22 protein-coding genes are annotated in these 23,436 nt (G+C 34.7%); 15 read left to right on the top strand and 7 right to left on the bottom strand.

Going from position 1 to position 23,436, the window contains the following annotated elements:
* Nucleotide 1 precedes the first annotated feature (1 nt).
* Nucleotides 2–643: a protein-L-isoaspartate(D-aspartate) O-methyltransferase gene (locus tag FFWV33_RS12715; RefSeq protein WP_108741253.1), complete on the bottom strand. Its 642-nt coding sequence runs from the start codon at nt 641–643 to the stop codon at nt 2–4.
* Nucleotides 644–1,041: 398 nt separating this feature from the next.
* Here FFWV33_RS12715 and FFWV33_RS12710 point away from each other — a divergent pair, with 398 nt between their 5' ends.
* The 8 genes from FFWV33_RS12710 (at nt 1,042) to FFWV33_RS12675 (ending at nt 8,790) form a co-directional block, all read left to right on the top strand.
* The gene (locus tag FFWV33_RS12710) at nt 1,042–2,007 is read left to right on the top strand and encodes a Gfo/Idh/MocA family protein (protein ID WP_108741252.1); all 966 of its coding nucleotides are present in this window, start codon (nt 1,042–1,044) and stop codon (nt 2,005–2,007) included.
* 88 nt (nt 2,008–2,095) lie between these two features.
* Nucleotides 2,096–2,986, top strand: coding sequence for a 3-hydroxyacyl-CoA dehydrogenase family protein (locus FFWV33_RS12705; protein WP_108741251.1), 891 nt, complete (start codon nt 2,096–2,098; stop codon nt 2,984–2,986).
* A 159-nt stretch (nt 2,987–3,145) separates the two neighbouring features.
* Nucleotides 3,146–3,805, top strand: a complete 660-nt coding sequence (locus FFWV33_RS12700) for a YggS family pyridoxal phosphate-dependent enzyme (RefSeq protein ID WP_108741250.1) — start codon at nt 3,146–3,148, stop codon at nt 3,803–3,805.
* Between the two features lie 129 nt (nt 3,806–3,934).
* Nucleotides 3,935–5,296: an exonuclease domain-containing protein gene (locus FFWV33_RS12695; RefSeq protein WP_108741249.1), complete on the top strand. Its 1,362-nt coding sequence runs from the start codon at nt 3,935–3,937 to the stop codon at nt 5,294–5,296.
* A gap of 7 nt (nt 5,297–5,303) precedes the next feature.
* A complete protein-coding gene (locus FFWV33_RS12690) occupies nt 5,304–6,131 on the top strand; it encodes an ion transporter (RefSeq protein ID WP_108741248.1) in 828 nt (275 codons plus the stop codon).
* A 140-nt stretch (nt 6,132–6,271) separates the two neighbouring features.
* Entirely contained in the window at nt 6,272–7,192 is a 921-nt protein-coding gene (miaA, locus tag FFWV33_RS12685) for a tRNA (adenosine(37)-N6)-dimethylallyltransferase MiaA (protein ID WP_108741247.1), read from the top strand.
* 163 nt (nt 7,193–7,355) lie between these two features.
* Complete coding sequence (locus FFWV33_RS12680) at nt 7,356–8,096, top strand: acyl-[acyl-carrier-protein] thioesterase (protein WP_108741246.1); 741 nt, start codon at nt 7,356–7,358, stop codon at nt 8,094–8,096.
* A 193-nt stretch (nt 8,097–8,289) separates the two neighbouring features.
* Entirely contained in the window at nt 8,290–8,790 is a 501-nt protein-coding gene (locus tag FFWV33_RS12675) for a MepB family protein (protein WP_108741245.1), read from the top strand.
* Between the two features lie 136 nt (nt 8,791–8,926).
* Here the strand turns inward: FFWV33_RS12675 and FFWV33_RS12670 are convergent, their stop codons facing one another.
* The 5 genes from FFWV33_RS12670 to FFWV33_RS12650 form a co-directional block, all read right to left on the bottom strand.
* The gene (locus tag FFWV33_RS12670; protein WP_108741244.1) at nt 8,927–9,631 is read right to left on the bottom strand and encodes a response regulator transcription factor; all 705 of its coding nucleotides are present in this window, start codon (nt 9,629–9,631) and stop codon (nt 8,927–8,929) included.
* Between the two features lie 3 nt (nt 9,632–9,634).
* Complete coding sequence (locus FFWV33_RS12665) at nt 9,635–11,215, bottom strand: sensor histidine kinase (RefSeq protein ID WP_108741243.1); 1,581 nt, start codon at nt 11,213–11,215, stop codon at nt 9,635–9,637.
* A 59-nt stretch (nt 11,216–11,274) separates the two neighbouring features.
* The gene (gene coaE / locus FFWV33_RS12660; protein ID WP_108741242.1) at nt 11,275–11,871 is read right to left on the bottom strand and encodes a dephospho-CoA kinase; all 597 of its coding nucleotides are present in this window, start codon (nt 11,869–11,871) and stop codon (nt 11,275–11,277) included.
* A 9-nt stretch (nt 11,872–11,880) separates the two neighbouring features.
* Nucleotides 11,881–12,873 (bottom strand): glycosyltransferase family 2 protein, encoded by a 993-nt coding sequence (locus tag FFWV33_RS12655; RefSeq protein WP_108741241.1) that lies wholly within the window; start codon nt 12,871–12,873, stop codon nt 11,881–11,883.
* Nucleotides 12,874–13,164: 291 nt separating this feature from the next.
* Nucleotides 13,165–13,971 carry an enoyl-ACP reductase FabI gene (locus FFWV33_RS12650; RefSeq protein ID WP_108741240.1) on the bottom strand — a complete coding sequence of 269 codons (807 nt, stop codon included), beginning with the start codon at nt 13,969–13,971 and terminating at the stop codon, nt 13,165–13,167.
* Between the two features lie 214 nt (nt 13,972–14,185).
* Between FFWV33_RS12650 and FFWV33_RS12645 the strand changes: the two genes are divergently transcribed.
* The 7 genes from FFWV33_RS12645 to FFWV33_RS12615 all read left to right on the top strand — a co-directional run bounded on the left by FFWV33_RS12645 (nt 14,186) and on the right by FFWV33_RS12615 (nt 21,076).
* Nucleotides 14,186–16,465, top strand: a complete 2,280-nt coding sequence (locus FFWV33_RS12645) for a beta-galactosidase (RefSeq protein ID WP_159086022.1) — start codon at nt 14,186–14,188, stop codon at nt 16,463–16,465.
* Nucleotides 16,466–16,471: 6 nt separating this feature from the next.
* Entirely contained in the window at nt 16,472–16,759 is a 288-nt protein-coding gene (locus tag FFWV33_RS12640; RefSeq protein ID WP_108741238.1) for a hypothetical protein, read from the top strand.
* Between the two features lie 6 nt (nt 16,760–16,765).
* Nucleotides 16,766–17,359, top strand: a complete 594-nt coding sequence (locus tag FFWV33_RS12635) for a sialate O-acetylesterase (RefSeq protein WP_108741237.1) — start codon at nt 16,766–16,768, stop codon at nt 17,357–17,359.
* A 296-nt stretch (nt 17,360–17,655) separates the two neighbouring features.
* A complete protein-coding gene (locus FFWV33_RS12630) occupies nt 17,656–18,228 on the top strand; it encodes a Crp/Fnr family transcriptional regulator (RefSeq protein ID WP_108741236.1) in 573 nt (190 codons plus the stop codon).
* A 115-nt stretch (nt 18,229–18,343) separates the two neighbouring features.
* Complete coding sequence (locus FFWV33_RS12625; protein WP_245891510.1) at nt 18,344–18,799, top strand: GlcG/HbpS family heme-binding protein; 456 nt, start codon at nt 18,344–18,346, stop codon at nt 18,797–18,799.
* A gap of 26 nt (nt 18,800–18,825) precedes the next feature.
* Nucleotides 18,826–20,346, top strand: coding sequence for a Dabb family protein (locus FFWV33_RS12620; protein WP_108741234.1), 1,521 nt, complete (start codon nt 18,826–18,828; stop codon nt 20,344–20,346).
* A 10-nt stretch (nt 20,347–20,356) separates the two neighbouring features.
* On the top strand, nt 20,357–21,076 hold the full coding sequence (locus FFWV33_RS12615) for a 3-ketoacyl-ACP reductase (protein WP_108741233.1): 720 nt from the start codon (nt 20,357–20,359) through the stop codon (nt 21,074–21,076).
* A 98-nt stretch (nt 21,077–21,174) separates the two neighbouring features.
* Here FFWV33_RS12615 and FFWV33_RS12610 read toward each other — a convergent pair whose 3' ends face one another.
* Entirely contained in the window at nt 21,175–23,418 is a 2,244-nt protein-coding gene (locus tag FFWV33_RS12610) for a heparinase II/III family protein (RefSeq protein WP_108742544.1), read from the bottom strand.
* Nucleotides 23,419–23,436: the final 18 nt, after the last annotated feature.

Raw genomic sequence — 23,436 nt, 5'->3', positions numbered from 1 at the left:
CTTAGTTTTTATCTTCTAACAACGGAACAAACTTACACTCTCCAAGTTCGTGTCTTTCAAATTGCGTTTCGTTGATACGAATAAGCAATGTCATAATTTGAACCGTTTCTCCTAACGGAATTACCAGCCTACCCCCTATTTTTAATTGTGCCATAAGTGGTTGCGGAATAAACGGAGCGCCAGCAGTTACAATAATGCTGTCGAATGGAGCGAAACCTGGTAAACCTTTGTATCCGTCTCCAAAGGTGAGGTGTTTTGGTCTAATGCCTAGTTTTGGTAGTAAGGCAGACGTTTCTTTGAACAATTCATTTTGCCTTTCGATACTAAAAACTTTAGCACCCATCATGCACAAAACTGCCGTTTGATAACCAGAGCCTGTACCTATTTCTAAAATTTTATGATCTTTTTTGATTTCTAACAGTTGTGACTGGAATGCTACGGTATAAGGTTGCGAAATGGTTTGCCCAGCCGTAATCTGAAAAGCGGTGTCTTGATAGGCATATTCCTCAAAACTTGAATTCAAAAACAGGTGTCTCGGAATCTTTCTGATGGCTTCCAAAACATTTTTGTCTGTAATTCCTTTTTCTTGTAATAAGCTTACTAGTTGATTTCGACGTCCTTGATGTTTTGCAGTATCTTTCAATGTGAGGTATTTATATTTTAGCAAAAATAGAAAAGAATTTCAAATATTAGGGCTTCAAAGCAAAGTGGTTTTGAACAATTGGAACTTATTTTGCAGGCTTTGGATAAGCAATTGGAGTTCACACAGATATAGCAAGCGTATAATTTAAAATAATTTCTCTGCCAATTTCAACGAGCATCAAAATATTATTGCACCTCTTATTCTTTATTTAAATAATAAGTGAACTACGTTTGAAATAAACTACTGCACTATTTTTAAAAGTACATCAGTGGCACTTTCGTCTTGATACTTGCACGACAAAAAAGCTATTTACGACTAACTAAATTTGGTCAACATTTGTGATGATTAGCTGTTTGATGTTAGTTTATAATTCTTATTTTTGTAGAAATTACATCATTATGCTGAAAATTGGAGTATTGGGTGCTGGTCACTTAGGAAAAATACATTTGCGATTATTACAACAATCTGAAAAATATGAATTGGTTGGTTTTTATGACCCTAATCAAGAAAATGCCGAAAAAATATCAAAGGAATTTGGCTATAAACATTTTGAAACTATTGCCAAGTTGATTCACGCTGTGGATGTGATTGATATTGTAACGCCTACGTTATCGCATTACAAATGTGCTCGTGCGGCCATAAAATCGGGTAAACATGTTTTTATCGAAAAACCAATTTCGAATACTGTTGCCGAAGCAGAAGAAATTATTGCACTTGCAAAAGAATATAATGTTAAGGGACAGGTTGGGCATGTGGAGCGCTTTAATCCTGCCTTTATCGCTACCAAAAATATGATCGAAAATCCGATGTTTATTGAAACGCATCGTTTAGCTGAATTCAACCCTCGCGGAACCGATGTTCCTGTGGTTTTGGATTTGATGATTCATGATATCGATGCTATTTTGAGCGTAGTACAATCGCCAGTTACACATGTGTCTGCGAGCGGCGTATCTGTGATTAGTGAAACTCCTGATATTGCCAATGCGCGTTTAGAATTTGAGAATGGCTGTGTTGCCAACTTGACTGCAAGCCGTATTTCATTAAAAAACATGCGTAAAAGTAGATTTTTTCAAAAAGACGCCTATATTTCCGTAGACTTCTTAGAGAAAAAATGTGAAGTGGTAAAAATGAAGGATGCACCAGAAAATCCTGGTGATTTTGATATGATTTTACAAAATGCCGAAGGAGTAAAAAAACAAATTTATTTCTCTAATCCTGATGTAAATCACAACAATGCCATTTTGGACGAACTTGAGTCTTTTGCACATGCAATCAACACCGATACAGAGCCAGTAGTAACTCTCGAACAAGCAACAGAAGCACTTAGAATTGCTTATCAGATAATTGATTGTTTTAAAAAATAATACAAATTACGGTTAAAAGTTTATTGCTTAAAGTCGCTCAGGTGATTTTAATCTATAAACTTTTTTAACTTTTAACCTATTTTAGAAAATGAAAACAGTAGCAGTAATTGGTGCAGGAACTATGGGTAACGGAATTGCTCATACATTTGCGCAAAATGGTTTTGTAGTCAAGTTAATTGATGTATCAGAGAAGGCATTAGATAAAGCAATGGAAACAATTGCTAACAATTTGAATCGAATGGTAACCAAAGGAACAATAACTACCGAGGTATTCGCCAAGACCATTACAAATATAATTACCTATACCGATTTGAAAGATGGTGTCACAGGAGTCGATTTTGTGATTGAAGCAGCTACTGAAAATCTAGATTTAAAACTCGCTATCTTCAAAAAATTGAACGAATTATGTCCGCACAATACTATTTTTGCGACTAATACGTCTTCGATTTCGATTACGCAAATTGCAGCCGTAGTTGCACATCCTGATAGAGTGATTGGTATGCATTTTATGAATCCCGTGCCACTTATGCCTTTGGTCGAAATTATTAAAGGATACAATACTAGTGATGAGGTTGTTGCTATTACTTTGGCATTGACTCAAAAATTAGAAAAAACAGCTGTTACCGTCAATGATCATCCTGGATTTGTAGCAAATCGCATTTTAATGCCAATGATTAACGAAGCAATTGAGACGCTTTATAATCAAGTAGCTGGAGTTGCCGAAATTGATGCCGTAATGAAACTCGGAATGAGTCACCCTATGGGAACCTTGCAACTGGCCGATTTTATTGGACTAGATGTTTGCCTATCCATCTTAAACGTGATGCACGATGGTTTCAAAAATCCAAAGTATGCGCCTTGCCCTTTACTAGTGAACATGGTCAATGCTAAAAAATTGGGTGTAAAATCTGGCGAAGGTTTTTATGATTATAGCGAAAGCAAGAAGGCTGAAAAAGTTTCTAAGCAGTTTTTGAAATAGACACTTGTTGGAAATACAGGTTGGAGAAATTTTTAATCTGCAGCTCAATAAATTTTTATACTCGAATACTTCATTTTTCGAAATACGGATTGAAGAAATCTTAAAAATAAAAAATAATCAATTTAGAATAAAATTCTAACTCGATAAAAAACATATACAATGACAATAGCCGAAAATCTACAACAAATACGAACTACGTTACCCGAAACTGTTACTTTAGTTGCGGTCTCTAAAACAAAGCCTGTAAGTGATTTAACCGAAGCATACGAATCTGGTCAACGCATTTTTGGAGAAAACAAAATTCAAGAAATGGCAGACAAGTGGGAACAAATGCCGAAAGATATTCAGTGGCATATGATTGGACATGTACAGACCAACAAAGTCAAATTCATGGCTCCTTTTGTAAGCTTAGTTCATGGTGTTGATAGCTTAAAATTACTTCAAGAAATCAATAAACAAGCCGCGAAAAATAATCGTGTGATTAACTGTTTATTACAACTACACATTGCCGAAGAAGAAACTAAATTTGGTTTGGATGAGCAGGAACTGAATGACCTGATAGCTTCCGAAGAATTTGCTACAATGCAAAATATCCAAATACAAGGCGTGATGGGAATGGCAACTTTCACCGACAATCAAGAGCAAGTCAAGAAAGAGTTCACCCATTTAAAATCTATTTTTGATACTCTAAAAGGTAAAAATCCTGTACATTGTAACCTTCAGACTATTTCAATGGGAATGTCAGGCGATTACAAACTCGCTATAGAATGCGGAAGTACCATGGTTCGCATTGGAAGTAGTATCTTTGGAGGAAGATAACGATTAACGTTTTCTGATTAAGGATTAACGATTTTTGATTTTGTGTTCATAATGAAATTCATCTTTTACAACAACTGATTACTTACTTTTCACTACTGAACACTTATAACTGTAAACTGAATACTTATTTTGTACGCGATACTAGACATAGAAACCACAGGAGGACAATTCAACGAAGAAGGAATTACGGAAATTGCCATCTATAAATTTGACGGACACGAAGTTGTGGACCAGTTTATTAGCTTGGTTAATCCTGAAATTCCTATTCAGCCATTTGTGGTACAACTTACAGGTATAAATAACGCCATGCTAAAATCGGCGCCTAAATTTCATGAAATTGCAAAACGCATTGTTGAAATCACAACTGACTGTGTGGTGGTGGCTCACAATGCAACTTTTGACTATCGCATCTTGCGAACTGAATTTCGTCGCCTAGGATATGATTTTCAGTCGCGAACCATCTGTACGGTAGAATTAGCCAAGACCTTGATCCCAGAACAGCCATCCTACAGCCTTGGTAAGCTTGTGCGTGCCTTAGGCATCCCTGTTACAGATAGGCATCGGGCAAGTGGTGATGCACTCGCTACCGTCAAGCTTTTTAAAATGTTGCTTGATAAGGATATCGAAAAAACGATTGTCAAAGATTTTATTAAATTCGAAATCGAAAAAGGAATCGCACCAAAACTTCAAGATATTATAAACAAGCTCCCTGCCAAAACGGGAATTTATTACGTCCATAACCAAGCTGGAGCTATTATAAATATTGGAAAAAGTAGAAATATAAAAAAACGTATCAACCAGATTTTTACTGGAATAACAAATACTGCCAAAAAAATACAAAAAGAAGTTTTTGAAGTGTCTTATGAAGAGACAGGAAACGAACTTATAGCCATTCTAAAAGAGACAGAAGCGATTAAAGTTAACCGTCCCGTTTATAATCGTATTCCGAGACGCAACACTTTACCTTGGTCCATTTATGCTGAGAAAGACAGCAATGGCTACCTAAACTTAAAGCTTCAAAAAACAGACGGACGCAAAAAAGATATCACTTCATACAACAATGAGACAGATGGTAAAAATGCGCTATTCCGTATTACAGATGAATTTAAGTTATGTCAGAAACTAACTGGCTTATACCCTACTAAGACCGCTTGCTTCAAGCATAAAATTAAGGAATGTGATGGAGCATGCTTAGGAGAAGTTTCCGCTACCGAGTACAACCTAAGAGTACAGAATTTCATCACGAAAAATAATTTTGATAACACTAGTATGGTGATCATTGATCGAGGTAGATCTGTATCCGAACGATCAGCCGTATTGATAGAAAATGGCCAATTGAAGGGCTATGCTTTTTATGATTTAAATTATCAAATCACCAATATTGAAATCCTTAGAACGATACTGATTCCTATGCCAAATAATAGAGACACAAAGCATACTGTTCAAACTTACCTTAAAAAAAATAAGGGGCACAAAATCATGAAATTCTAACAAAAAAATGTCTAAGAAATCAAATTATACCCTATTCAAACAACGTGCTTATATCATCATCTATGGTACTAGCACCAAAGCGGGGCGGTTATTTGATTTAATTTTATTGGCACTTATTCTACTCAGTGTTCTTTTAGTGATGATGGAAACCGTAGCAGATTTTAATGCTCAGTATCATTCACAACTTATATTATTAGAATGGGTCATAACTGTTTTCTTCTCTATCGAATACCTCATGAGGATCATCAGTATTGACAAACCATGGAAATACATTTTCAGTTTTTACGGTATTATCGATTTCCTTTCGATCTTTCCCATGTACTTAAGCTTAGTTCTTGTGGGGTCAAACGTCTTCACGGTGGTACGCGCCTTAAGATTGTTACGACTATTCAAAATTCTGAATCATCCGCAATTCAATAGTCAATCGGTTCACCTCAAAAGAGCTATTAACGCTAGTCGTGGTAAGATCATTGTTTTCATCTATTTCGTACTCATTATCACAATAATAATCGGTTCCATCATGTATGTAGTCGAAGGAGCAGCAAGTGGCTTCACGAGTATTCCTGCCGGAATCTACTGGACCATTGTCACCTTGACGACCGTAGGCTATGGTGATATTTCACCTGTTACGCCCTTTGGACAATTTATAGCGTCTTTCGTAATGATATTGGGTTATGGCATCATCGCAGTACCAACAGGTATTGTAACCGCCGAAATCGCAAAATCTACAACCAAAGTTCCTAAACAAACAAAACCTTGTACCGTGTGTGGCACAGATGACCATCAGGACAATGCTCGATTTTGTTATAAATGTGGAACTTCACTACTTAGTTAATATAATTTTCAGTCATTTATTACTCAAAATACTGGTCTTTAATTTTTTAAATAATAAAGAAAGAAAGCCCTAAATCTCCACTTTTATTCTTAGAAATAGTAACTTGCAACAGTCTTATTTATTTGGACTAAAAGCAAAATATGAAATACCTAATTACGATTATCGGTCCCACAGCAATTGGCAAAACAGCCTTGAGTATTCAGTTAGCCAATTATTATAAATGTGATATAGTTTCGTGCGATAGCCGACAATTTTTTAAAGAAATGACCATTGGTACCGCAGTCCCGAATCAAAAGGAGCTAGCCGCAGCTAAACATCATTTTATACAAAACAAATCGATAACCGAAAATTATACGGTAGGAGATTATGAAAAAGAAGCCATAAGCACCATCGAAAAATTATTTCAATTCAATGATTATGTTGTTTTTGTGGGTGGCTCAGGTCTTTACGTAAATGCTGTTTTGAAAGGATTTGATGAATTTCCGGAAATAGATGCTATGGTGCGAAAAGACGTTACCGTAAAATATGAAAAACTCGGAATCACATACCTGCAAGACCAATTAAAAAGTCTTGACCCACAGTATTTTGAAACTGTCAGCATTGAAAATCCGCAAACCTTACTCAATCCGCAACGCATGATGCGCTTTGTAGAAGTTTGTATAGGCACTCAAAAACCCTACTCTTCGTTTTTAAAACAAAAAGAAAAAAGTCGCTACTTTACCCCCATACTCATTGGTCTCGAAGCTGATCGTGCTGTACTCTACAACCGTATCAACCAGCGAGTAGACATCATGATGGATGAAGGTTTGCTTAAAGAAGCTAAAAGTTTATATTCTAAAAGAGAGCTGAACGCCCTACAAACGGTGGGCTATAGAGAATTATTTCAGTTTTTTGATCAAGAAATTAGCTTGGATTTTGCCATTGAAGAAATCAAGAAGAATACCCGCCGTTTTGCTAAACGTCAACTAACTTGGTTTAAACGTGATGAAAGTACAAAGTGGTTCGACTTTGAAACACCAACACCTACCATAATCGATTATATTACTGGTAAGACAGAATAAAAAGGGTAAATATCAACTTAGTGGTTATGTAATTTTGCTGTTCTATTGTTTTATGAATTAAACTCACATTCATTAACTAAAAAGTATTAGTAAAACCATAGATTTTCCTTATTTTTGTTTTCACGCTAATTTTAAATAATACACAACCGAATACGCTTATAAAATGCCAATACACCCATCCTTTAGTTCGATATTAGAAAAAGATTACGAAATAAATTTTACGCAGTGCCTTCCTTCAGGCCATTTAAAGTATACTGAGTTATGCAACTTATTGCAGCTTACAGCCGCTACACATGCAGATCTTGGTGGCATTAGCTTTTCAGACATGCAAGCTTTTAAACAAGCTTGGGTACTGAGTCGAATGCGTGTCGAAATTAAATCGCTACCCAAATGGAAAGATACGGTTACGGTCAAAACGTGGATTAATACCCTGGAAAATTCACGTTCTATTCGAGCATTAGAAATCTACCTTAACGGCGAGAAAATTATTGGAGGAGAAACTTTTTGGGCTGTATTTAACACCGTAAAACGACGCCCAGAAGCTTTGGCATTGGATCACGAACATTTTGTACTATATCCAGATTTGAAAGCTACCGCCGAAACCTTTTCGAAAATAGTAATCAATCCCGAAAAAGAAGAAGTTTTTGGAAAATCTGTCATTTTATCCGATTTAGATATTATCAACCACGTAAACCATGTAAAATACCTTGAATGGTGCATGGATGTTGTCGATGAAAAAATTATTCTAAACCAAAAAATAAAGAGTTTTGAGATGAATTTCATGAAAGAACTTTCGTTACGAGACAAAGTAGTCATTCATGAAAATATTGCCGATCATTTAATCGTTTTCAGCGTCACAAAAGAAAACAAGAACTGTTTTGCTTTACAACTGAATTTAATTTAGTTCGAATAACAATCAGCTAATGCTTCAAACTTATCCTTGCTTGATGAAAACGGTTGCAGCCCATGTTGTCTGTTACGAGTGTTGTAGAATATAAAAAAAAAACATTTGCAACCATTTAGCTTTTGGAAGCTATCTCATTTTACATATAAAACAGCCTATTTAGTTTTGAATTTAATCGAAAAGAGTAAAAATTGTGACTAGGGAAATAAAACATCTTGACGAAGTACTTTTTAATGCAATCGGTCTATCAATAGCAGCTGTTCAAGCTGAAGTTGAGAGCACAGGCTATTCGGCGCATACTTTTCTGCTGGGAGAACTTTCGATAAAATTTAGAGTTTCTAAAATCACACCCACCAAAACAGGTCAATTTGTAACCTTATGGAAACGCAACAGCCAAGGAATTACAACCCCGCACAGTATAGTCGATCCTTATGATTTTTACATCATAGCTGCAAAAAAAGACAATCAGATTGGGTACTTTATTTTTCCTAAAACTGTGTTACATGACAACGCCATTCTATCAGGTAGCACTAAAAAAGGAAAGTGCGGATTTAGAGTTTATCCAACTTGGGATCAAGTAAACAATCAGCAAGCAAAAAAAACACAGATTTGGCAGTATAATTACTTTATCGATTGTTCAAATAATAGCACGGAACAATTACAAAAAGTTAGCAACCTCCTTTCGATTTTTTAAATAAAAAAATACTTCTGTACAAACTTCTAATTTCAGTTCGTAATACTAAAGGACCTATCACAGCATCTTCGACAGATTACAAATAAAAAAAGCCTCGATTTCTCGAAGCTTTTGGCATTATAATTACTACTGCGTATTATTTTTTGACTACTAGTCTAAATCCTTCTCCGTGGATATTAAGGATTTCAACATTCTCGTCTAATTTTAAATATTTACGTAATTTAGCGATGTACACATCCATACTACGAGAAGTAAAATAATTATCATCTCTCCATATTTTTGTCAAAGCTAATTCTCTTGGCATTAAATCATTTTCATGTTGAATTAACATTTTCAATAATTCATTTTCTTTAGGAGACAATTTTATAGGTTCTTCACCTTCAATTGTCAAGAAACGAAGTTTTGAATTTAAATGAAATTTACCAACGATAAATTCAAATTGAACTTGCTCAGGCTTAACATCTGATGATTTTCTCTGAATAATTGCCTTGATTTTCATCAACAATACTTCAGAATCAAAAGGTTTATTCAAATAATCATCAGCACCTGCTTTGTATCCTTTTAATACATCTTCTTTCATAGACTTTGCAGTCAAGAAGATAATAGGCACTTCACTATTTTTTTCTCTAATTTCTTTTGCTAAGGTATACCCGTCTTTGTATGGCATCATTACGTCTAGAATACACAAGTCGTACGTGTCTTTTTTGAATTTCTCAAAACCTTCCATACCATTTTTAGCCAAGGTAACATCAAAGTCATTTAGCATTAAATAGTCCTTTAGAACGGCTCCAAAATTCAAATCGTCCTCTACTAAGAGTATTTTTTTATTTACACTTTCCATATCTTAATTTATTAGCGGTATTTTTATTATAAAGGTACTTCCTTTTCCCTTTTCACTTTCTACATATACTTGACCATTATGGTCTTCAACTATTCTTTTTACATAGGCCAATCCAAGACCGTGCCCTTTTACATTGTGAATGTCTCCAGTGTGCTCTCTATAGAATTTTTCGAAAACTCTTTTCTGAGCCACTTTACTCATTCCCAAACCATTATCTTGTACTTTAATCAAGATCATATCTTTGATATTCTCTGTCATAATTACAATTTCAGGTGCCCCTGTAGTGTACTTGATTGCGTTTTCTAAGATATTCACAATTACGTTTGTAAAATGAACTTCATTAATCAACACAGTTGTTCTAGCGGCTTCAAAATTAGTGGTGATTGCTCCACCTCTATCTTCTAAAATTAAACTTACATGTTCAATTGCTTCACCAATTATATCTTCTACATTATTAGATTCTTTTTCAATATCTAACTCTTTCTTTTCTAGTTTCGAAATACGCAATACATTTTCTACTTGTGCATGCATACGTTTATTTTCGTCTCGAATCATTTGCAAATACCTCAAGACCTTCTCTTTATCGTCAATAATTTTCGGATTCTTTATTGCGTCAAGTGCCAAATTAATAGTCGCAATAGGAGTTTTAAACTCGTGCGTCATATTATTGATGAAATCCGTTTTGATCTCTGATATCTGGCGTTGTCTTATCAATTGATTCAAGGCGCTACTATAAGCGATTAGGATAATCAATGTAAAGATTATCGACAATACCGTAATACTTACTAGCTCTGACCAAAGAAATTTCTTTTTATAAGGAAACATTACAAACAATTTGTACTTCTCATTCCCCTCATTGTCTGAAAAAATCGGAATCGAATATCCTTCTTCTTTGTGACAAAATCCTTTGGACAATATCTTCGTTTGTACTCCATTATTGAAAATAGAAAATTCAAATTTGGTATTTACACCATATTGCTCTAGTTCTTTCTTAATTAACTTCTCCAGTTTTTCTTTCGAAATTCTTTCATTAATCGGCATTACAGAAGCAATATCTTTAAAAAATATTTCGAACTGAGCGTTATCTAGAATATCTAAACTTCCACTTTTTTGTATTTTAATATCAGGTGTCAAACTTTGTTGCAATCCCGACTTATCAATTCCGTTTCCGTTATAGACCTCTGTGGTCCTACGACTACTGAAATTCTTGAATTTATCAGCACTAAACTTTTTATCAAAGAGCGATGATGAGATGTTATAATCCTCAGACATTAAACTATTTGTATACACAATAGTTTCATTTGTTTTTGGATTTTTTTGAACATAGTAAAATTCTAACAAATCATTTTTTTGTGGAATTTTACCTGTACTATCTTTATAATGATTGTATTTGTCGTAGAAACTGTAAGCTTCTTGCTTTTGCAACTTATCGGCTACATTCCCTAAAACTTGCTTAACGTGAAACTTAAATTGTTCATCATTATTTTTAAAAGAGGTATTAAACCAATAAACTTGAACGAGAATTATCCCAATTAAGGATAAACTCATTAGTAGAACCAATAATCTAAAAAACATTTTATTCATCGCTTCAAAATTAAGATTTTAACACTATAACTAAATATGCATTAACCAAAGATTAACATTTAAGACTCTTTTTGTTTAATCTTTAAAATTTTAAGAATTTGATCTACTTTTAGCTTTGCTTGCTCTAAATTGGAATTTTCGATGATAAAATCGCTTTTGGAGATGCGTTTTTCATCGCTCCATTGTGCATCAACACGTTTTTGAACTTGTTCTTGGCTTATAGCATCGCGATCCATGACACGATCTATACGCGTTTGCACGGGTGCAGTTACAGAAATTATGTAATCAAAATTTTTATAGCCATCGTTTTCGAATAAAATAGCCGATTCATAAACGATATACGGAACCGAGTCTTGCTCCAGAAGCCAATCCTCGTAATGTTTTTTTACTGCAGGATGAACAATCCCATTCAGACGCTTCAAAGCTTCGGGATCGTTAAACACAATATCAGCTAATTTTTGTCGAATCAAGATATTTCCATCAAAAATAGAAGTACCAAAAATCACTTTTAAAGCTTCAATTATTTCTTGAGATTGCATGATCTTGCGAGCTTCAATATCAGCGATGTAAATCGGAATACCTTTAGAATTAAAATAGTTCGCAATGGTTGTTTTACCACTTCCAATTCCGCCTGTTAGCCCGATCGTTTTTGTCATAATTTTATATTAAAAAAATAATTCTGGAAATGCTGTTTCTGGCTTTTGTTTAAGAATAATAACTTTGATATAGGAATTGATAAAACCAAGTCCGTATCCGAAAAACTGTTTCCAAGCGGCAATAACGGATAAGAAACCTATTTTTGGATTTTTATTCTTTATGGTCGAAACCACAAATAACAGAACGAAATATAGGAAATATAATTTTAACAAATAGTCATTATTGAAAAGAAGTAAAATTAAAGCTACTATAAATCCAATCACGAATAATGACGGAAAAAAGAAAGTCAACTTACTATATTTGGGATACCAACTGTTTAATATTGGACGAGCTTTACCAAATTTACTTACTTGCAAAGTAAATTTATCCCAGTCAATACGACGCTTATGGTAGACGAAAGCATTTGTAAACAAACGAGTCTCAAAACCTAGTTCCCATAATCGAATGGATAAATCAGGATCTTCACCAGGATGAATATTCCCAAAACCTTTTGATGATTCAAATGCCTTGCGAGACAAACCCATATTGAAACTACGAGGCTGAAACTTACCAATTTTCTCAGAGCCACCGCGTATTCCACCTGTGGTTAAAAATGACGTCATGGTGAAATTTATAGCTTTCTGAATGTCTGAAAAACTTTTGAGTGCCGCATCTGGACCTCCAAAGCAGTCGACATAATCTGCAGCCAAGGCTTTTTCGACCTCATCTAAATATTGCTCCGGAATTATACAATCAGAATCGAAAATGATAAAATAATCTCCTTGTGCTTTGGTCATTCCGAAATTTCTAGAATCACCAGGACCTGAATTCTCTTTTTGATAGTACGAAATAGCCAGTTTATTGACATATCTATTAGCGACTTCCAAGCAAGGTATAGTGGAACCGTCTTCGATTAGAACGACTTCAAACATGTTTTTGTAAGTTGTTTTTGCTAGACTTTCTAAAAGCTCAGCAACTTCGTCAGGACGATTATAAACAGGAATTATTAATGAGAAAAACATACTCAAACAAGGATTAAATTAAGTTGGAAATCGACCGCAAATATAATGGATATTAGAATAGACTTGATCAATAGATTTAAAAGAAATTTTGATTTTTGGAATTAGGAATCAGGAATCAGGATTTAGGATTAACGGTTTGTGACTCGAGCCTGAAAGTGCGAACTGGCGAAGCATTAACAATGTCAAATCATTTTTATCGATCAATCCTCTATTTTGAGTGATCAAATGAAAATCAAAATCCTAAATCCTTATTTTTTAACAAATCCCAAATCTATAATCCTTACTTAAAAATTATTCAAACATCTCCATCACTTCCTGACTCACTCCCATATTGGAGAATCCGCCGTCGTGCAGTAAATTTTGAAGGGTTACTTTCTTTGTTAAATCAGAAAAAAGTGTGATGGCGTAGTTGGCACAATCTTCGGCAGTTGCGTTTCCTAGTGGTGACATTTTATCTGCAAATGCAATAAACCCACCAAATCCTTTCACTCCTGTTCCTGCACGTGTTTCTGTAGGTGATTGCGAAATAGTATTAACTCTCACTTTTTTATCTCTTCCAAAAAAGTATCCAAAACTACGCGCAATTGATTCCAAAAAAGCTTTATTATCTGCCATGTCATTATAGTCTGGAAATACGCGTTGCGCTGCCATATAGGACAAAGCCACAATACTACCCCACTCATTCATAGCATCTTTTTTGTACAAAACTTGCATTACTTTATGAAATGAAACCGCCGATACATTCCAGCCTTTTTCGGTAAATTCATAATTTTGATTGGTATAATGATTTCCTTTTCGAACATTTACAGACATCCCTATCGAATGTAAAACAAAATCTATTTTACCACCTAAAATAACCATGGCTTGCTCGACCAGATTTTCTAAATCAGCCACTGAGGTTGCATCTGCAGGAATCACTTGTGAGTTTGTCTTTTCAGCCAAGGCAGTAATATTGCCCAATCGTATCGAAGCTGGAGCATTTGTTAACACAAAAACACCACCTTCTTCGTGCACGCGTTCAGCTGTTTTCCAGGCGATTGAACTCTCATCCAAAGCGCCAAAAATAATTCCTTTTTTTCCTTTCAATAAATTGTACATGATCTTGTATTTTTAAGAGCTCAAAAATAAGCAAACAACTTTACAGTAGTAATAATTATTTGTTTTTAGATTCAAAAAAGCGATTTAATATTAATTTGTATCTATAAACCTTAAGCAATTCATATTTATAAACTGACAGATACATGATTTTAATTCTAAAGTCATTAATTTGAATATTAGTACCGGAAATCTAACCTATCAAATTATCTATAAAATGAAATACAACAATAACTCCTCACGTTTTATAAAATCAACATTTTTTTCCTTATTAATTTGCGGCAGTATCTCCGCTCAAACCACTGAAAAAATAGTTAAAGAAAAAATCAATATTTTAAAAATAGAGATAAGAAAAGCACAATCAAAAAAAATCAATACTCTTAAGGAGGAAACAGCTTTAAGAACAGCTGAAATATTTTTGGATTATGCCAAATGGGATGATGATAATTTTGAAACGAATAAAAAAAGCTTTGCCTTAGTAAATGCTTATAAAAAGGAAGCGGACAAATATGCAAAAATGTTACCCGATTTTGAACGCAAAGAAATGGCAATCATGCTCGATGATGCTATATCCGAATTACAGCAGATAGCGACCGGAAAAATAAAACGCTTGCCTACTCCTAAAATTGATTGGTCAAAAACTGATGTGAACAAAGACGAAATCACCTTTGCTGGAAAACCTGTTTTTCTTACAGATTGGACATGGAAACCTGCAGGCAAAAAATATACCGAATTTCATGGGGATCAAGATGGCTATTTTCTAACTCCTTCTTATGTTGTAAATGAAAACGGAGAAGTTAATCCTCAAAAATTAAAAGAATTAACTACCAAAGAAAACGGTAGCATGGGGTTCATTTTTTTCAACCACTCCACTACCCCAACTTGGGCCAAAAATAAGTATCCTGAAATCACAGATGGCCCAGGAATAAAATATACCATGTACGACATTAATCATCCTGTAGCACAGAAAATTCAGTCAGATTTGATTGCCGCTGTTGTGCCTTTGATGGCTGGAAAGCAATATACCAAATTGGGATATATGTTATGTAACGAACCGCATTGGAACACCATACAAAAAACTTGGGCATCTGCTCCTATTTCTGATTTGGCTGTTCTTGATTTTAAAAAGTGGCTAGAAAAACGTCATGGGAATATTGATGAAGTTAATGAGCTGTGGAAAACAAATTTCAGTAATTTTGAAACAATGGTAGTTCCAAAAGACATAATCGAATCGCAACAAGGGACCGCAACTTGGTTTGATTTTGAAAGTTATAATATGGACAGAGTTACCAATTGGTTTTCATTTCTACAAAAGGAGGTTAAAAAATATGATCCAAACGCGAGAACCCACATGAAAATCATGCCTAACCTTTGGACAGAAAATAAAAGAGATCATGGTATTGATATGGAAGCCTTGACTCGCAATAGTGACATTATTGGAAACGATTGTAGTACTGGCGGGCCATGGATGTGGGGGAAACCAAAAGAATGGGAGAAAAACTTCAATTTTGATTGGGTAGAAATGTGTATGTCATATGATTTTTATAAATCTATTAGTCCAGACAAAATCATGTTCAACACCGAAGGACATTTTCTTTCTACAGGAAAATACAGAGATTTATACCAAACTAAAGAATACGTGCGTTGCAATTATTGGCAAGCGTATGTGCATGGGTTAACCGCTATTCAAACCTGGTATTGGGCTAGAAGAGAAGATGGTTCTAGTAGAAAAAGCGAAGACAGCAACGGTTATGCTGCCTCAAACAACCACCAACCACGCGTGGTAAACGAAGTTCATGCCACCATTTTGGATTTAAATTCGATTTCGGACAAAATCATGGAATTGCAACGCCAAGAGAAACCAATTCGTATTTTTTATACGAAGGCTTCGTCTATCAACAAACCAACCCATATGGACGATATTTTTAAAGCGTATCAAAAGGTATTTTTTGAAGGTACTCCTATTGGATTTGCTACAAAAGGAATTATCGAAAATAACGACAATAAAACTTGGGAAACGATTTTGATTACCAAAACCCCTTTTGCTTTCGAAACTGATATTAAAGCACTACAATCCTATATTGATACAGGTGGTGTGGTTATCATGGACAAAGAAAGTTTAAAAACGGATGAATACGGAAGACCATTACAAACTAGTTTGAAAGATTCAAAAGGAAAAGTGATAGTCGTAGAATCATTAAACGAAATGAAAAATAAAGCTTTTTCGATTTTAAAAGAAAAAAACAAATTGCCTGCTTTGAATGTGAAAGAAAGCAATGGATTGGAACAAAAAGGATGTGATTGGAGAGTTCTATCTGATAAAAACGGAAATTCATTCTTGAACATTGCGAATTACGGTAAAAATGAAGCTGCTATTTCGATTACACTTGCTGACGGAAAAACACCTACCTCAGTAGTGAACTATCTTACTGGCGAAAAATTAGCTCCTACTTTCAAAATGAACATTAATCAAGTTTATTTTCTGGAAGTAAAATAATAAGTGATGAAAATTAATAATGAATTTAAAATTCTAGTAGTGCTGTTTTTGGCCTTTGTTTCGAATGAAGTAAAGGCTCAAAAAACAATATCCAAGAATGCAATATTACAAATTGTTTTACTGGGAGGTCAATCAAATATGGCGGGTCATGGCATCATGGCTGATGTAAAGCCAGAAGATATTAAAAGAATTGAAGCAGTTAAAAATCGTGTTTCGGTTGTTGTTGATGGCAGAGACGCACAACCTCTTTCCTATTTTAAAGCTGACAAAATAGCAACTGACTTTGGTCCATAATTATTCATCGGTCTCACATTAGCCGAAAAAAATCCAGACAAACAGTATTTACTCATTAAGGAAGCTGTTGGTGGCACTACCCTATATGGTGCATGGAATCCCAATTGGACTGCTCAAAAAGCGAATACAGCAGAACTAGATGAAAAGCGCAAACAAATGCATCTCTATAAAAAGCATATAACTAGCATTCACAAATGTTTGGATGCTCTAAAAGCTGAAAATAAAAAGTATGTCATTATAGGAATGGCGTGGATGCAAGGAGAAACAGACACCCGTAAAGATTTTACGGCCCTAGCCTATGAAGAAAATTTGAAGCTATTAATTGAATCCTATCGTTCTGAATTTAATTTACCCAAAATGCCATTTATAATCGGTCAAATCAGTTGTCCTCCCCGTCAATACATTGAAGGTGTCGAAATTGTTCGTAATGCAATGGTAAGTGTTGCCAAAGATGATCCTAAAACTGATATTATACTGACATCAATGAATAGTGGTTTTAAAGATTACCCTAAACGATCTGACAAAGTACATTACGATGCACAAGGTCAAAAAAATCTTGGAACTGCCTTTGCTGAAAAGTTGTTGGAACTGGCGTATTAACGTTAAAATGTAGGCGTCATTTGTTTGCAATATGATTTTTTTTATCCTGTCAAACAGAGTATATTCTAATGGCCATCAATGAAGATAGCACATATATGTATGAAAAAACTTTAAAAAAATAAACAAATTAAACAATCTTTTGGAAGCATATGAACAATCTAAACTGAAAGCCCAAAAGAAGTCAACTTGAAAGCCGATTTTTCATCTAACTTTTATTTGCTAAATTAGTGCCTTAATCAAAAAAGGGATTTGAAAAATCAAGATGATTATTTACCGATTCAAGCACAAGAAAATTAATGAAATACAATCTCCTCAAACAAAATATCCAAAAGAACGTCACTCTTTCTGATGCAGAATTAGAGAACATCTGCACTTATTTTCAGCCGCTACAGATCCAGAAGAAGGAGTTTTTATTGACGCAAGGTAGCGTTTGTAAGTTTGAGGGTTTTGTAATTGATGGCTGTTTTAGAATTTTTACTATTGATAAAAAAGGTAATGAAAACACGCTTTACTTTGCAAGCAATGACTGGTGGCTGATGGATATTGATAGCTTCATGAACCAAAAATCGTCGGATCTAAACATCCAAGCTTTAGAAGATAGCACCCTCTTACTGATTAGCAGAGAAGATAAACTTGCTCTTTATGAAACTGTTCCTGTGGTAGAAAAATTATTCCGAATAATGTCTCAAAAAGCCATAGTGGCTTGGCAACGTCGATTAATCAGTAATCATTGTCAAACTGCAAAAGAACGTTACTTTCACTTTACCACCACTTATCCAAACATTGTTTCTAAACTAACAGACAAGCAAGTCGCGAGTTACTTGGGAATAACACATGAATTTTTGAGCAAAATAAAAAAGAATAGCTAATTATTTAGTCATTGTTGAACTTGTTCAACAATTTTCTGCCTACTGTTGATGACTTTTGTAATATAAATGTATAAACAGAAAGATGAAAATACTGAAACTAATAAAATTGGAGCTGATGGTTATTTGCTTACTTAGCATGACAAGTGCATTGCAAGCGCAAAATTCGAGTGACATTACTCATGAGGAAGCCTTCACAGCACTCTTGGCAGCTAAGAAAAATGCTAAAAAAGCAAATGTACTCGTAAACATAGCCGTCGTGGATGCTGGTGCAAACTTAAAAGCATTTATACGAATGGATGATTCTTTCCTAGGAAGTATTGATGTCGCCATCAAAAAAGCGAAGACAGCACGCTATTTCAATATTGATACTGGAAAACTTGGAGAATTGACGCAACCTGGAGGAATTATCTACAACATCGAGCATTCAAATGGAGGTTTGATGACCTTTCCCGGTGGTGTACCTATCAAAAATAAAGCAGGCAAAATTATTGGTGCCATTGGTGTAAGTGGCGGCACTATTGATGAGGATAGAGCAATTGCTATGGTAGGAGCCGCTGCAATAAGTGAGTAAATTATTAAAATAAAAAAAATACTACTATGAACATTATTAAACGATTTAGTCTACTATGTTTACTATTTCTAACACAAATATCTTTTTCTCAAGTTACAGATCAACTGATGCTGTATCGAAAAGATTTCCAAAATATATCCGGTAAAAACACCGTTTCTATCACTAGTTACGAAAAAAACGGATCCCATTTTGTATTTGCTGGAGGAACTGGAAATGTAGATGTTTTTAGCCTAGACAAAGACGGTAAGCTTACGCCTGTAAGTAACCACGAACTGTATATGAAAAAAGGTCCGGCTAGAGGAATGGTTGCTGATAAGATAAATGGCACCGATTATTTGTTTGTTGCAAACAAGTACGGAAATGTTATTGAAACTTTCAAAATACATGATACGGGTTCTCTAGAACGAGTGGCTCTAGTAGAAGACACTGACAAAACCCATCTTGGTACCGCTATAACCTTACAAGTAATTCACATGAAAAAGGCTTCGTATCTTTTTATCGGAGGATTGGAAGAAACGCCAGGTTTAAGTAGTTTTAAAATTCATGATGATGGAAAATTGACTTCGGTACAGTCTACGAAAGATGATGACAAAATACACACTGATGGTATCATTGGCATGTTTACTCATAATATAGGCGGAAAAACCTTTTTGTACACTAGTGGTTTTCAGGATAATGGTGTAAGTAGCTTTAGAATTTTCGAAAATGGAACTTTTAAAAACGTCAACAACATAGATGACAATGATACCGATCGCTACTTAACTGGCGCATACCCCGTAACTGGAGTTACTTTAGGAAAAAATAATTATGTGATTGTAGGACATAGACATCATAAATATTATGAAAATAATGGATTTATAAAAAGACCAAATTTTGTGTATCATGGCGATGGCGTGAGTGTTTTTAAAATAAATAGTAAAGGCGCACTGCTGCCACATTTTGTCTTAAAAGATGACGAAAACACTAAGTTAAAAGGTCAAACAAGGATTGAAATTGTATCTACAACTAATAAAGAAGCCATATTAGCTGTAGGAACTAGAGATGATGCTAGTATTCAGCTATGCAAACTGGATGAAAACGGAATTCTAACTCCCCTAAATTACTTAGAAATGGGTTTCTCGATTTACTACGGATTACGATCGCATAAAATTGGCAATGATAATTTCCTTATTGCTGGCTCCAACAGATTTGATATGGGAAAAATTGCTTCCTACAAGGTTTCTCCTAAAATTAATAGAGAGGGAAAGCTGTTAAGACATATGGTCAATTTAAAGTATAAAGATAATGCAACAGCGCAACAAGTTAATGAGGCAGTTAAAGCTTTTTTAAATCTTAAAAATGAAATTCCAGAAATTGCAACTATTGAATGGGGAGTTAATGATAGTACTGAAGGACATAGTAAAGGTTTAACACATTGCTTTACCATAACATTTAATAATGAGCACGCTAGAGAAATTTATCTTTTTCATGAAGCCCATCTAAAAATGGTAAATAAAATAGGACCGATAATAGACGACGTTTTAGTACTTGATTACTGGACTAAATAAATAAGAACATATGAGTAATTTAAAAAACAAAAAAGCCATTATTACTGGTGGTGGCCGTGGATTAGGAAAAGCAACAGCGATAGCTTTTGCCAAAGAAGGTATTGATATTGCAATAACAGGAAGAAATGAAGCTGTTTTAAAAGCAACTGTTGCTGAATTGCAAGCGATTGGCGTTACTGCAATTTATTCTGTATTTGACGTAAGCGATTATGAAGCAGTTAAAACGAATATAAAAAGTATTGTTGAAACTTTAGGCGGGGTAGATATTTTGGTTAATAATGCCGGCATTGCAGCTATTGGATCATTTAATGACATGGAAGTTAGCCAATGGAGTGAAATTATTCAAACCAATGTAATGGGTATGTATTATGTAACCAAAGAGGTTTTGCCTTATTTATTGGCTAAAAATGAAGGTGATATTATCAACATTTCTTCTACCGCAGGCTTGAATGGAAATGCAAATATTTCTGCTTATTCAGCTTCTAAATTTGCTGTAATTGGAATGTCTGAATCGTTAATGAAAGAAGTTCGTAAAAATAATATCAGAGTTTGCACCTTAACACCAAGCACTATAGAATCTGACATGACGATAGAATTAGGTATTGCAAACAAAGATTCTGAAGATAGTGTATTGCAACCACAAGATTTTGCCGATTTAATTGTAGCAGGATTACAATTACCACGAAGAGCAATGCTTAAAAGTGCGGCTTTATGGTCTACAAATCCGTAACTTTTTTTTCGAAAATTAGATAAGCCGTAAATAAATATCTACGGCTTTTTTTGGCTATTTACATTAGATAGTCCTTAATTCTAATCGAAATCGTAGCTTTAATGCAGTATAATTTCGAACGTTTCACCTGGTTTTAAAATAGCCTTTTTACTGACCTTACCATTTTTATAGGTAACTGTAACTGTAGCTTGATTTAGCGACGTAATTAGTATTTTGCCCTCAACTTCTTTCACATATACATCTGCATCAGACGAAAAAGTTAGTTGTATCAAATTCAGCGTTAACTTTTTTACAGAAAAAAATACTGAAGCCTTCTCTTTTGATAGTGAAACTGTCGCTGTTCCTTCTGCAGTCCAATTTGAATTGTTCTGCTTCCACCCTTTTACCGCTGGGCTTTCTTTGTCCTCATCAATTCTTCCTTCAAAACTTTTAAAAGGAGTTACAGCGGTGATGAAGCTATAATCTTGTTGGTCTTTCTTTGCTACTACAGACCACTGTTTTCCATCTTTCCCGTCAGACTGAACTGTGTCTGCCCTCTTAAATTGGTAAATATCAGCACCTGAACCGTCCGAAAAACTAGATCTAATTAAATCTGCCCCTTTGTCAACACTATAATGTCCTTGCCAAACCTGCTTGTAGGTATGCGGTGTAGTCGATTTGAAATTATCTTTCACAATCCACATATCCCCTTTTAAATAAATGACTTGTCGCGAATAATAAACACCTATATTTTCAAAGCCATCGTGACTACCTGCATAAAAATCAAGATCCTCAGCTGTCTTCCATGCAATAGTTGTTGGATGTGGTAGCGATTTAAATTTACCAAAACCACTCCCTCCTTGGTTTCCGCCGTAGTCTTTACCTATTAATTCGTTATCCACCAAGGCAACATTTTTCACCATCGAATTTTTGAAAAACTCAAAGTCCTTTAACGAATAACGCACTTGGTAGTTGGGTAAAACAACCTGTCCGTTTGCCATCGCCTGAATGCCCAACATATCACCATGCTGATGGTCTGGTTTATCTGGATCCAATCCGTTTGAAATTGACATCATCATATCATCTTTGTTCCAACCTTGGCGCATGAAGTAAAACCCTGTCACAGGAAAATCAACCGACTTAAAATTAGGTGCTTGCGTTTTAATAGTGTCTAACATTTTCAATTGTGAATTGTTTAGAAAATAAAACATATCAGATGCTACAAAATTATTGGCAAAATAACCCATTTGCGGATCACCGAAAAGCAAATAGCCTAAGGTTAACGCTCCAGAAATGTCATTGGTCTCAGCCCAAGGTTTATCGGTATCATCTGAAAAAACGGGTGCTGATTTATCTGGATAAGCAATTTTGGTTAAGGTTACAAACAAAGATTTTAATTTATTTTCCCATATTTGATCTACTTTTACGTTACTGTTTTTTGCCAATTGGTACACATAATAATACGTATCAATATCGCTAATATGGTAATGAACCGTACGCTCAAACTGAAATCCGTCTGCATTAATTTCTTTTGATAAATGTTGTTCTAATAGATGCATCGCACGCTCGTTCCATTTATCTGCATCTTCAAAGTCGTTGAACAAAATAGATAGCATTGCCAAAGCCGACATTCCTCTTGTTTGGTGATTCCCTGGAACAAATTCGGTATTACTTTCATACAAATTGGAAGCATGTTGTAATAAAGTGGCAATAGTTACTAATTGATCTTCATCTGAATATGTTTTTTCACCCAAGAACATATTGTGAATTTCCAGCCAATTCAAAATGCGGTATCCTGATCGAAAGGCTTCATAAGTACCATTTCCACCTTCCATTGTTTCATACTTGTTGGCTAACAGAGCCAAATTCAACGACTTTAATTGGTCCTTGAAATAAGTAATGTACTTTGGATCTTTATTTTGAAAATTATATTCGAAAGCTATATCTACCATCTTATGTTGGCGTGCTAAATGTCGCATAGCATAGGTATCGACTGGTTCACCATTTCGATACTTGTAAGGTAGCTTCCACTGGGCAATTGCAGGATATTTTGTCATGTGATCGGAAGCTCTTTCTAAATGATTCTTTTCCGTATCGGGATACGCTTGTGCATACGCTTGAAATCGAGCATCATTATCTTTCCAATTATAAAAATATCGTTCTGAAAATTTAGTTCGAAAATAGTTAGCTAGTACAGTTGGCGTAATTGCGTTACGACCACCCAACTCTTGCTGTACCTCGGGCTTTAGGTAAGAAGCTAGTTCATTTGTTGCAATTATACTTTCAGATGGAATGTTTTGAGAACAAATATTTTGTGCGTACAAACTAGTAAGCAAGATAATTACCGATACAATATTTTTCATATTAATTTTTTGGTTAGT

Origin of the sequence: Flavobacterium faecale, from assembly GCF_003076455.1 — a bacterium.
Classification (GTDB): Bacteria; Bacteroidota; Bacteroidia; order Flavobacteriales; family Flavobacteriaceae; genus Flavobacterium; species Flavobacterium faecale.
This window is presented reverse-complemented; position numbering and strand designations above follow the sequence as displayed.